Below are 11,615 nucleotides of genomic sequence, written 5' to 3'. Positions count from 1 at the left end.
GATGTGTGCACAACTTCGTCGGCGAAGATGGAGCTCTGCCGTGATGCTCGCGTCGGATCATCACCCCGTCACCATCAGCCGATAGCCGATGCCGCGCACGGCCTGCAGGAACAGGGGATTGGCCGGATCGATCTCGAGCTTGCGGCGCAGGCGGTTGATCTGGACGTCGACGGCGCGCTCGTTGACGGTGCCGTTGCCGGTCAGCGCGCCGCGCGGCACGGTCTCGCCGCGGGCGTTGGCGAGGATGCGCAGCATCTCGCGCTCGCGGTCGGTGAGGTGGACGATCTCCTCGCCCTGCTTCAGCTCGCCGCGCGCCAGATGATAGACGAACGGACCGAACGCGATCTGCTCGACGACTTCCTGCGCCGGCGGCGGCGCCGCGCGCTTCAGGATGTTGCCGATGCGCAGCGCCAGCTCGCGCGGCTCGAACGGCTTGGCGACGTAGTCGTCGGCGCCGAGCTGCAGGCCTTCGATGCGGCTGTCCGGCTCCGCGCGCGCCGTCAGCATCACGATCGGCACCGAGGATTGCGTGCGAATGGAGCGAGCGAGATCGAAGCCGCTCTCGCCGGGCATCATCACGTCGAGGATCAGGAGGTCGAAATGCAGCCCGGTCAGCTTGGCGCGGGCGTCGCTCGCGCTGGCTGCCGTCGTCACGCGGTAGCCTTCGCCGCGCAGGAAGCGCGACAGCAGATCGCGGATGCGCCGGTCGTCATCGACGAGCAGGAGATGCGGCGCGTCGTCGGCCGGGGTCTGCGGATGATGCGGCGTGATGGCGGCGATCGTCACGGTCACTCCTTGGCAGCGGCGACGGGCGTCCTGAAGATCGCTTCCAGCACCTTGTCCGGATCGTCGCGATCGATCATGGCGCGCAGGAATTGCCGGACCTTCTCGGCACCGGCCGGTCCGACCTGCTCCAGCGCACGGTCGATGCGCCGCGTCTGCAGCCCGGCCAGCTTCACCACCAGCGCCTCGCCCTTGGGCGTGGCGAAAAGAAGGCGCTGCCGGCGGTCGTTGTTGCCGGTCTTCTGCACGATGTAGCCCTCGTCGAGCAGCTGCTTCAGCACGCGCCCGAGCGACTGCTTGGTGATGCGCAGCACGTCCAGGAGATCGGCGACCTTCAGGCCTGGATAGCGTGTGACGAAATGCATCACGCGGTGATGGGCGCGGCCGAAGCCGAACGCCTCCAGCTCGTGGTCGGCATCACCGACGAAATCGCGATAGGCGAAGAACAGCAGCTCGATGATGTCCCAGCGCAGCGGCCCCCCATCGGCGGCGGCCGCAGGCTCAGCCGCGCGCAAATCGGGGCTCAACGTCGGAGACGAGAAATTTATGTCAGCCATATTGACGTTTCTGCGGTTCAATGTTACAAAACAATCGCCCGCCACGAAATTTTAAATCGTTTCATTGGCGGGTGATGGTCTCGAGGCGTGTCTCAGCGGGCCGTGAGCAACCCGAACGGGCAGCTTGGGCCACGCATCGAACAACCGTGTGATGTCGAGCGGCATTTCGGCAAACCATACTGGACTTCCGCGGGGCGCAAAAGCATGTCCTGTGGTGGCATGCTTGCCCGTCGACCGGCCCTGAGACCGGCCGGGCAGGTCCGAAAATCAAAAAGCCGACTGGTCCCGGATGGACGGGTCGGCGTCAGAACTCGCGCAGGCGACCAGAGCGGGGGAAACAAGGACATGACTTTGACATTCGACATCAGGCCTTCGACGAACCCGACCTCCGACCAGGAGCGCGCTACCAAGCTCGCCAATCCGGGCTTCGGCCGGGTGTTCACCGATCACATGGCCGTGGTCCAGTACAGCCAGGACAAGGGCTGGCACAGCGCGCGGGTCGAATCCCGCGCCAATTTCCCGCTCGATCCGGCGGCGGCCGTGCTGCACTACGCGCAGGAGATCTTCGAGGGGCTCAAGGCCTACAAGCGTGACGATGGCGGCGTGAACCTGTTCCGCCCCGACGCCAACGCCAGGCGGTTCTGGAATTCGGCCGAGCGCATGGCGATGGCGCAATTGCCGCCGGAGGTCTTCATCGAGGCGGTCGAGCAGCTCGTCCGCATCGACCGCGCCTGGATCCCGGGCGGCGAGGGCAGCCTGTATCTGCGCCCGTTCATGATCGCCAACGAGGTGTTCCTCGGCGTCAAGCCGTCGGCGGAGTACATCTTCGCGGTGATCGCCTCGCCGGTCGGCTCCTATTTCAAGGGTGGCCCGGCGCCGGTCTCGATCTGGGTCTCCGAGAACTACACCCGCGCCGCGGTCGGCGGCACCGGCGGCGTCAAGTGCGGCGGAAACTATGCCGCGAGCCTTAAGGCGCAGGCCGAGGCGATCGCGAACGGCTGCGACCAGGTCGTGTTCCTGGACGCGGTCGAGCGCCGCTATGTCGAGGAGCTCGGCGGCATGAACGTGTTCTTCGTGTTCGCCGACGGCTCGCTGTCGACGCCGCCGCTCGGCACCATCCTGCCCGGCATCACCCGCGACTCGATCATCGCGCTGGCCCGCGATGCCGGCCGCGAGGTGCGCGAGGAGGCGTATTCGATCGACCAGTGGCGCGCCGATGCTGCGAGCGGCAAGCTGAAGGAGGCATTCGCCTGCGGCACCGCCGCGGTGATCTCGCCGATCGGCAAGGTCCGCTCGACGAGCGGCGATCTCGTCATCAACGGCGGCGAAGCCGGCCCGGTCGCCATGGGCCTGCGCAAGCAGCTGGTGGATATCCAGTACGGCCGCAGCCCGGATCCGCATCAGTGGATCAGGGATGTGAAGTAGGGCTGTCGCCGCACCGACGGTCGACTCCCCTCCCCCTTGCGGGGAGGGGTCGGGGGTGGGGGTCCCAGCAAAGACTGCCCGTGTGGACCCCCACCCCCAACCCCTCCCCGCAAGGGGGAGGGGGGCGCACTGCCCGTGAAGCGAACATCCTGGCTCTCATTGGGCATGAGTGACCCAATGAGATGCGTGGTTGCCCAAGGCCACCCGCGGGTTGCCGCACCCCGCCCTGACTGCTACCAACCGAGCCAAAGCATTCCATCCCGTAGGGTGGGCAAAGGACCGCGCAGCGGGCCGTGCCCACCACTGCGATGTCAGCCACGGTGGGCACGCTTCGCTTTGCCCACCCTACGGTCGAGTCCCATGTCCGACAAACCCAAGAAACCCCAGAAGTTGAAGGCGCGGCTGCCGCGCGGGCTCGAGGATCGTGGCCCGGCGGCGATCGCCGCCACGCGCGAGATGGTCGAGAAGATCCGCGCCGTCTACGAGCGCTACGGCTTCGAGCCGGTGGAGACGCCGGCGTTCGAATACACCGACGCGCTCGGCAAGTTCCTGCCCGACCAGGACCGTCCGAACGAGGGCGTGTTCTCGTTCCAGGACGATGACGAGCAGTGGATCTCGCTGCGCTATGATCTCACCGCGCCGCTGGCGCGCTACGTCGCCGAGAATTTCGACGCGCTGCCGAAGCCGTATCGCAGCTATCGCGCCGGCTACGTGTTCCGCAACGAGAAGCCCGGCCCCGGCCGCTTCCGCCAGTTCATGCAGTTCGATGCCGACACCGTCGGCTCGGGCTCGCCGGCGGCGGATGCCGAGATGTGCATGATGGCGGCCGATACGATGGAGGCGCTCGGCATTGCCCGCGGCGACTATGCGGTCAAGGTCAACAACCGCAAGGTGCTCGACGGCGTGATGGAGTCGATCGGCCTCGGCGGCGACGAGAACTTTGGCCGCCGTCTCACCGTGCTGCGCGCGATCGACAAGCTCGACCGTCTCGGCGAGCGCGGCGTGCGCGAGCTGCTCGGCCCGGGCCGCAAAGACGACAGCGGCGACTTCACCAAGGGCGCGGGGCTCGACGAGACGCAGATCAAGAAGATCGAGACCTTCGTCAATGCGCGCGCGCTGGTCGCGCCGCCGCTGCTCGCCTATGCCGGCGACAAGGACGTCGCGCAGCGGCTCGCCGGTGACGCGGATCGCAAGGAGAGCGAATACGAGGTTGCACGCCGTATCGCGGACATGCTGCGCGAGACCTTTGCCGATTCCAAGCTTGCGGTCGATGGCCTCGACGAACTCGTCGAGATCGCGCGCCTCGTCGATGCCTCGGGCTATCACAACCAGATCATGGTCGATCCGTCTGTCGTGCGCGGGCTCGAGTACTACACGGGCCCGGTGTTCGAGGCGCAGCTGCTGGCGGCGATCCCGAACGAGAAGGGGCAGCCGGTGGTGTTCGGCTCGGTCGGCGGCGGCGGTCGTTATGACGGGCTGGTCTCGCGCTTCCGCGGCGAGCCGGTGCCGGCGACCGGCTTCTCGATCGGTGTGTCCAGGTTGCAGGCGGCGCTGACCCTGCTCGGCAAGCTCGACACGCGGCCGGCGTTCGGCCCCGTGGTCGTCACCGTGTTCGATCGCGACCGCGTTGCCGACTATCAGAAGATGGTCTCGACCCTGCGCGGCCACGGCATCCGCGCCGAGCTCTATCTCGGCAACCCGAAGAACATGGGCAACCAGCTCAAATACGCCGACCGCCGCAACGCGCCATGCGTCATCATCCAGGGCTCGGACGAGAAGGCGCGCGGTGAGGTGCAGATCAAGGACCTGATCGAGGGCGCGAAAGCCGCCGCTGCGATCGCCTCCAACCAGGAATGGCGCGAGAGCCGCCCGGCGCAATTCTCCGCCAAGGAGGACGAACTCGTCGCCGCCGTCCGCGAGGTGCTCGCGCGCCATGACGTGAGCTGGGGGGAGGGCAGATCGTCATGCGCGGGCTCGACCCGCGCATCCATCACTTCACAACGGCCGGTCATTTGCGAAGATGGATTGCCGGGTCAAGCCCGGCAATGACAACTAACAAACCAGGTCACAACAGGGAGCAACCAATGCCTGAGATCACCGTGAGCATGGCCGCCGGCCGCACCGACGAGCAGAAGGCCAACATGATGCGCGACATCACCAAGGCGCTGGTGACGCATCTCGGCGTCGATCCGGAAGCGGTGGTGATCCAGATCAACGAGGCGCCGCTGGCGCACAAGATGAAGGGCGGCAAGACCTTCGTCGAGCGCGCGGCCGAGCTGAAGAGGTAAGCCCCGCCGTACTACCGGCGGAGCGTGGCCATCGCATCTGTCTCGACAACCACCGCCGTCGTCCCGGCGCAAGCCGGGACCCATACCCCCAGGGAGCGGTTTGAGGCAACGCTGGTCATTGGCCTTTTGCTCATCACGGCCGCCGCGGCGTATGGATCCCGGATCGGCGCTTCGCCGCGCTGGCGCGCGTCGCAGCTTGTCCGGGATGACAACGGAGTTCGGAGCCACCATGGACGCGCGTGAGATCATCAAGCCGGGGATGCGGGCCGAGCGGTTGCTGGTGGTGCCGCCGGAGCGCACGGTCGGGCACTTCGTGCCGCACATGCCGATGGTCTATGCGACGCCGATGATGATCCTGGAGATGGAGATGACCTCGGGCGACGCCATCAACCCTGTGCTGCCGCCGGGCTGGGTGACGGTCGGCACCGAGGTCAATGTCCGCCATCTCGCGGCCTCGCCGGTCGGCGCCACCATCCGCACCGCCGCCGAGGTGATCGAGGTCGAGCGCCGCATCATCCGCTTCGTCGTCCAGGCGTTTCATGGCGAGACCAAGATCGGCGACGGCCGCCACGGCCGCGGGCTGATCAATGTCGAGCAGTTCAAGAAGCGGTTCGCGGTGCCGTAGCGGCGCCTGGTGCGGATGACCCGCGATCGGAGCGTAAAATACGCTCGTCATGCGCGGGCTTGACCCGCGCATCCATCATCTCATCAAGCCGTTCTTGCCAAGAGGATGGATTGCCGGGTCAAGCCCGGCAATGACGGCGGAGCGCGTTGCGGCTACTTCGCCAATTCCTTCGAGCGTGCCGTCGCCGCCGCCACCGCGCGCTCCAGCAGCGGCTGGAAGCCGTCGGTCCCCATCAGCACCGACAGCGCCGCCGCGGTGGTGCCGCCGGGGGAGGTGACGTTCTGCCGCAGGGTCGCGGACGGCAGCTCGGACTGGCGCAGCAGTTCGCCGGCGCCCGACACGGTGTGCCGCGCCAGCTTCGTGGCCAGCGCCTCGGGCAGGCCGGCGGCGATGCCGGCGCGGGCGAGTTCCTCGGCGAGCAGGAACACATAAGCGGGGCCGGAGCCGGACACGGCGGTCACCGCATCCATCAGCGCCTCGTCATCGACCCATTCGACCGCGCCGGTGGCGCGCAGCAGCGCATCGGTCAGCGCGCGCTGCGTGGCGCTGACATTGGCGGCGGGCACCGCCACGGTGATGCCGCGGCCGATTGCGGCCGGCGTGTTGGGCATGGCGCGCACGACGGCCCCGCCGACCACGTCCCGCAGGCTCGCGATGGTCGTGCCGGCCATGATCGACAGCACCAGCGTCGTGTCGCCGACCCAGGGCTTCAGCGTCGGCCCGGCCTCGCGGAACATCTGCGGCTTGACGGCGAGGATGACGACCTCGGCGGCCGCAGCCTGCGCCGGATTGAGCCGAACGCCCTTGGCCGCCAGCGCGGTGATCTCGGCCGACGGCATCGGCTCGATCACCACCACCCGCGCCGGATCGAGGCCGCCGGCCAGCCAGCCGGTCAGCATCGCCCCGCCCATCTTGCCGGCGCCGGCCAGCACGATGGTGCCGGTGGTGTGTTGGAGTTCGGAAACGGTCGTCATCAAGCCACCACCCGTCATGGCCGGGCTTGACCCGGCCATCCATCGATCAAGAGAAGCGGCTTTTTGATGTGAGATGGATGCGCGGGTCAAGCCCGCGCATGACGAGAGGAGACGGCTTACGCCTCACCTTCCGTGTCGAACAGCGCCGCGGCCATCGCGTCCGGGGTCGACTTGCCGGCCCACACCACGAACTGGAAGGCCGGGAAATAGCGCTCGCAGGCGTGGATGGCGCCGGCCAGCATGCTCTCGCATTGCGGGCCCGAGGCGGTGATGCCGCCCGGAAGCACCAGGGCCTGGCGGTGCATCACCATGCCGGTGTGGGTCCAGATGTCGAAATGGCCGAGCCAGAGCTGCTCGTTAATGGCGGCGATCAGCCGCTGCACCTCGGCGCGGCGGGCTTCCGGAATCTTCATGTCGAAGGCGCAGGCCAGATGCAGCGCCTCGATCTCCGCCATCCAGGTGAAGGAGATCTGATAGTCGGTCCACTGCCCCTTGGAGGCGATCGTGATCTCGTCGTCGCCGGAGCGCTCGAACATCCAGTTGTTGTCGGACGCGATGTTCTCGACCACGCTCAGCGGATGATCTCCGGAATCGATAGTGCTTTCGAGCAGGGACATGCCGTCTCGACCTCGTCTTCTTGATTTCGTTGGTACTTACGCGGCGACCCGGCCCACGCCCTCACGGCGCTTCGAGACCCGGCTTGCAGCCCCGGAGGTACCCCGGGCGTGCGAGGACAAACTGATGTGATTTGCGGAATCTGCGCAACGGGGGGGTGAGTCCGTCCACAGCGAAACACCGCTTCGTCCACAACTCCTGTCCGGCCTGTGGAATCATGGCCGAACCAGAACAAAACGGAATCGGAATCGGATCAGCCGCCCGATCCGGCCCGAATGGGTGTCGGCCCTGCTGGCACGCGGCGCATGGCCGCCCTCCGCGGATCGCAGGTGTGAGCTCTTGTCGGCGCTGTGGCGTCCCTGCATAGTTCGCTCGGGCCGTCCAGCCGGGCGGCTCATGTTCTCAGGGCGGGGCGAAATTCCCCACCGGCGGTAAGCGCTCTCGGTCGAGCGCGCGAGCCCGCGAGCGCCTTCTCTGCAAGGGGCAATCCGGAGAATCCTGTTCTTCGGATCGCATCGAACAGAGAAGGGTCAGCAGATTCGGAGCAACTCCGAAGCCGACGGTCACAGTCCGGATGAAAGAGAACGGGTCCCGGCACCCCGCGCAATTCAGCGTGGGGGCGTCGTCGTTCCGTGTGCCCTGATTCTGGCGTCTTACGAGGACAACCATGAATCAGATGTTGCAAGACTCCATCGAAGCCACTTCCACCGAAGCTCCCACTCCCGAATCCGTGGCGACAACGGACACGCCGGTCGCGTCTCCGCCCGCCCCGTCGCATCCGCGCTTCAGCAAGCCGCAGCGCGTTGCCTTCGTGCAGGCGGCCTGGCATCGGGACGTCGTCGCCGAGTGCCGGATCGCATTTCTCGACGAGATCGAGGCGCGCCACATCCCGCGGGACCGCGTCGACATCTTCGAGGTGCCGGGCTCGTTCGAGATCCCGCTGCATGCGCAACTCTTGGCGAAGACGCGGCGCTACACCGCGATCGTCGCCGCCGGCCTCGTCGTCGACGGCGGCATCTACCGCCACGAATTCGTCGCCGACACCGTCATCAAAGCGCTGATGGACGTGCAGTTGCGCACCGAGGTGCCGGTGTTCTCCGCCGTCCTGACGCCCCAGCAATTCCACGAAACGCAGGCGCATTTCGAGTTCTTCCGGAAGCATTTCGCGACCAAGGGCATCGAGGTGGCGACGGCTTGCGCGGAGACATTGTTGAGCTTGGAGCGGCTGCGCAGCCAAGTGGCGGCGGGGATCGTCTGAGACGGAGTTGGTGTGTGGCCGGTCGCGGCCGGCCACACATGCTTCGGTGTAGGGACACGAACTCTCCCCGCGATGGCAGTCGACTCCCCTCCCCCCGCGCGAAGCGGAGCTTCGCTAGGCGGGGAGGGGTTGGGGGTGGGGGTCTCCGGGCGCTGATCTCCGTGAGATTCGCCTCTGCCAATATACTTCTTGGAGTCGAGGCTCATCAGTCTGAGCGGGACTCGTGGACCCCCACCCCCGACCCCTCCCCGCCTAGCGAAGCTCCGCTTCGCAAGGGGGGAGGGGAGCTCACCGCCGTTGTGGCGGCAGTGTGAATCAAATTTTCCTGTCGGCCGCACTTCCTCCTTTTGCCTCACGCCCAGCGACAACACGCCCGCGTACGCTCGCCGCCTTGTGTTGTCATTCTGCGCACGACGTCTATAAAATAATACCCGGAGGAGGCTGGCCCGTGGCGACGGGCGGCCGGCAAGGATGATCGAAGGATACGATCCTTATCTCGTCGCGCTCTCGGTGGTGATCGCGAGCCTGGGTGGCTATACCGGATTCAGTCTGACGGCGCGCATCCGCAGCGGGCCGGGAGCGAATCCGCGCGTGCTGCTGTCTGGCGCGGCGGCAATCCTGGCGGTGGGCATCTGGACGATGCATTTCGTGGGCATGATGGCCGCGCCATTGCCCGCCGATGCCGTCTATCTGGTGCTGCCGACCATCATCTCGTTCCTGATCTGCGCGCTCGTCGTCGGCATCTCGTTGTTCTTCGTCAGCATCGGCGATCCTTCGCCCCGGCGCGTCATCCCCTCGGCGCTGCTGCTCGGGGCCGGCATCGCCAGCATGCATTATGTCGGCATGCACGGGCTCGCGGGCAGTTTCGGATTGACGCATGATCCGCTGCTGGTCGTGCTGTCGGTCGGCATCGCGATCGTCGCCGCCTATGGCGGCCTGCGCATTTTCCTGGCGCGGCAGGATGGATTGCGGCTTGCCATCAGCGCGGTCGCGTTCGGCATCGCTGTTTCCGGCATGCACTATACGGCGATGCTCGGCATGCATGTCGAGCCGCAGGGCGAGGGGCATCGCCATGCGGCCATTGGTCTGGCTGCATCGCCTCAGGCGCTCTCGATCGTTGTCGCGGTGTTGTGCTTCGTGATTGCGGCTGGATTCCTGTTGTCTCTGGTGCCGGACCGCCGTCAGCCCCAACCGGCGCCTGTGGTCGCTGACACGGCGCCGCAGCCCGCACCGGAGCAGGCCGCGGCTGCCGAGCCGCCGGTCGAGGCCGTGCCGCCGAGCCGGGTCATCGCCGCGCCACTCGGCGGCATCGGCCAGCCGCCGCGGGTGACCGCGGCGCGGTTGCCGATCGAGGGCGCCAATGGAACCCATTTCATCGATGCCGGCGACGTCCGCAGCCTGCGCGCCGATGCTCATTATACAAGGGTGCATGATGGCACCCGCGAGCGGATGTGCCCATGGTCGATCTCCGAGGCCGAGGCGCAGCTCGATCCCGGCCGTTTCATCCGCGTCCATCGCAGCCACATCGTGGCGATCGAGCACGTCACCTTCGTCGGCAAGGAGGGCGAGGGCGCCATCATCGAGCTCGATGGGCCCTCGAAGCCGCGCGTGCCGGTCAGCCGTGCCAAGGTCGCCGAGGTCAAGGCGCGGCTCGGGCTGCGGCGGCCGGCCTGATCCGTTCGTAGCCGCGAACCCAAATCCTGCGCGCAATGGTTTTTGCATCGCACAGATGCGTCGCCGACTCTCGCCCACGATCCAGTTCAGCGCGCTCGCATTGCCGCTTTGAACTTCAAATCATCCTGTCTTCACATCGTCATGCCCGGACGTGTCCCAGGCATCCACGTCTATCCAAGGATGCCGAACGATTTTGATGGCCGCGACATGCCCGGGCATGCCGGTGGGGAGGAAACCGACCTCAAGCTTGGACCATCCCGGTACGCCGCGGCCGGGCGCGATGGGTCGCACTCGCTGACGCAATTCGTGCGCGGTCGACCGCAGTTCGTGCGAATTCGCCGCTCTCCGTGTCCGGTTCGTTGCGCAACTGGCTATCCCGATCGACGCTCGCCGCCAACCGCGATGCGACCGCGCGCACTTCGCTCACGCAGCATGAAGTCCGCCGCAGCAGCGCAAACGGCCAAGCCGACAAGGCATGCCAAGCAGAGGAGGGGAAACGAGATGATTCCTGGTCCGTTCGACTATCACCGGCCTGCGAGCGTCGGTGATGCCATCAAGCTGCTCGCCGATCTCGGCGACGAGGCGCGCCCGCTCGCCGGCGGCCACAGTCTGCTGCCGATGATGAAGCTGCGGTTGGCGACCCCGGCGCACCTGGTCGACCTGCACGGCATCGCCGGCCTCAAGGGCATCTGCCGTGATGGCGACCGCATCGTGATCGGCGCGATGACGACCCAGGCCGAGCTGCTGGCGTCAGCCGAGATCGGAACCAGCCTCCCCATTCTGCACGAGACCGCGCTGCTCATCGCCGATCCGCAGGTGCGCTACCGCGGCACGCTCGGCGGCAACGTCGCCAATGGCGATCCCGGCAACGACATGCCGGCGCTGATGCTGGCGCTGGACGCGAGCTATCGCTTGGAAGGGCCGAACGGCGCGCGCGAGGTCGCGGCGCGGGAGTTCTATCAGGGCGCCTATTTCACCGCGCTGGAGCCGGGCGAGATCCTGACCGGAATCAGCATTCCCGTGCCGCCCGCTGATCACGGCTACGCCTATGAGAAGCTGAAGCGCAAGGTGGGCGATTATGCGACGGCGGCTGCCGGCGTCGTGCTGACGATGGCGGGTGGCAAGGTTGCGAGCTGCGTGATCGCGCTCACCAACCTGCACGAGACGCCGCTGCTGGCGACGGATGCAGCAAAAGCCGTGATCGGCACGACGCTGGATGATGCGGCCCTGAAGGCCGCCGCGACGGCGGCGCGCGCGATCATGCAGCCGGCCTCCGATGCGCGAGGTCCGGCCGAATACCGCATCCATGTCGGCGGCATCATGGTGATGCGCGCCCTGCAGCGCGCGGCGAGCCGGGCGAAGTAGCGGCTTTGCCGATGGGTAGCCGCGCAGACGGGTGAGGGGACAGGTCTCACC

The 11,615-nt window shown here is 67.0% G+C and carries 11 protein-coding genes and 1 riboswitch; of the genes, 7 read left to right on the top strand and 4 right to left on the bottom strand.

Translation table 11 applies throughout. The features are described 5' to 3' along the window. Positions 1-60: 60 nt before the first annotated feature. Both ACQR1I_RS26105 and ACQR1I_RS26100 read right to left on the bottom strand, forming a co-directional pair. Positions 61-792 carry a response regulator gene (locus ACQR1I_RS26105; RefSeq protein ID WP_434869406.1) on the bottom strand — a complete coding sequence of 244 codons (732 nt, stop codon included), beginning with the start codon at positions 790-792 and terminating at the stop codon, positions 61-63. Next, positions 789-1,340 (bottom strand): MarR family winged helix-turn-helix transcriptional regulator, encoded by a 552-nt coding sequence (locus ACQR1I_RS26100; protein WP_434869407.1) that lies wholly within the window; start codon positions 1,338-1,340, stop codon positions 789-791. The genes ACQR1I_RS26105 and ACQR1I_RS26100 overlap by 4 nt, the downstream gene beginning before the upstream one ends. Before the next feature lie 345 nt (positions 1,341-1,685). On the opposite strand from ACQR1I_RS26100, the gene ACQR1I_RS26095 reads away from it, so the two are divergent. The 4 genes from ACQR1I_RS26095 to ACQR1I_RS26080 all read left to right on the top strand — a co-directional run bounded on the left by ACQR1I_RS26095 (position 1,686) and on the right by ACQR1I_RS26080 (position 5,678). Next, positions 1,686-2,765: a branched-chain amino acid aminotransferase gene (locus ACQR1I_RS26095; RefSeq protein WP_434869408.1), complete on the top strand. Its 1,080-nt coding sequence runs from the start codon at positions 1,686-1,688 to the stop codon at positions 2,763-2,765. Positions 2,766-3,125: 360 nt separating this feature from the next. Further along, entirely contained in the window at positions 3,126-4,814 is a 1,689-nt protein-coding gene (gene hisS, locus ACQR1I_RS26090) for a histidine--tRNA ligase (RefSeq protein WP_434869409.1), read from the top strand. Continuing rightward, the gene (locus tag ACQR1I_RS26085; protein ID WP_434869410.1) at positions 4,811-5,053 is read left to right on the top strand and encodes a tautomerase family protein; all 243 of its coding nucleotides are present in this window, start codon (positions 4,811-4,813) and stop codon (positions 5,051-5,053) included. The genes hisS and ACQR1I_RS26085 overlap by 4 nt, the downstream gene beginning before the upstream one ends. 229 nt (positions 5,054-5,282) lie before the next feature. Beyond that, a complete protein-coding gene (locus ACQR1I_RS26080; protein ID WP_434869411.1) occupies positions 5,283-5,678 on the top strand; it encodes a thioesterase family protein in 396 nt (131 codons plus the stop codon). Between the two features lie 152 nt (positions 5,679-5,830). On the opposite strand, the gene proC is transcribed toward ACQR1I_RS26080, so the two are convergent. Both proC and ACQR1I_RS26070 read right to left on the bottom strand, forming a co-directional pair. Continuing rightward, complete coding sequence (gene proC / locus ACQR1I_RS26075; RefSeq protein ID WP_434869412.1) at positions 5,831-6,652, bottom strand: pyrroline-5-carboxylate reductase; 822 nt, start codon at positions 6,650-6,652, stop codon at positions 5,831-5,833. 116 nt (positions 6,653-6,768) lie between these two features. Beyond that, entirely contained in the window at positions 6,769-7,269 is a 501-nt protein-coding gene (locus ACQR1I_RS26070) for a YbjN domain-containing protein (RefSeq protein ID WP_434869413.1), read from the bottom strand. 392 nt (positions 7,270-7,661) lie between these two features. Continuing rightward, positions 7,662-7,857: riboswitch (FMN riboswitch) on the top strand. A 77-nt stretch (positions 7,858-7,934) separates the two neighbouring features. Here ACQR1I_RS26070 and ACQR1I_RS26065 point away from each other — a divergent pair. The 3 genes from ACQR1I_RS26065 to ACQR1I_RS26055 all read left to right on the top strand — a co-directional run bounded on the left by ACQR1I_RS26065 (position 7,935) and on the right by ACQR1I_RS26055 (position 11,564). Then, positions 7,935-8,525 (top strand): 6,7-dimethyl-8-ribityllumazine synthase, encoded by a 591-nt coding sequence (locus ACQR1I_RS26065; RefSeq protein WP_434869414.1) that lies wholly within the window; start codon positions 7,935-7,937, stop codon positions 8,523-8,525. 471 nt (positions 8,526-8,996) lie between these two features. Continuing rightward, positions 8,997-10,199: an MHYT domain-containing protein gene (locus ACQR1I_RS26060; RefSeq protein WP_434869415.1), complete on the top strand. Its 1,203-nt coding sequence runs from the start codon at positions 8,997-8,999 to the stop codon at positions 10,197-10,199. Between the two features lie 501 nt (positions 10,200-10,700). Beyond that, complete coding sequence (locus tag ACQR1I_RS26055; RefSeq protein ID WP_434869416.1) at positions 10,701-11,564, top strand: FAD binding domain-containing protein; 864 nt, start codon at positions 10,701-10,703, stop codon at positions 11,562-11,564. Positions 11,565-11,615 lie beyond the last annotated feature (51 nt).

Origin of the sequence: Bradyrhizobium sp. HKCCYLS2038 (genome assembly GCF_051167655.1) — a bacterium.
Lineage (GTDB): Bacteria > Pseudomonadota > Alphaproteobacteria > Rhizobiales > Xanthobacteraceae > Bradyrhizobium.
This window is presented reverse-complemented; position numbering and strand designations above follow the sequence as displayed.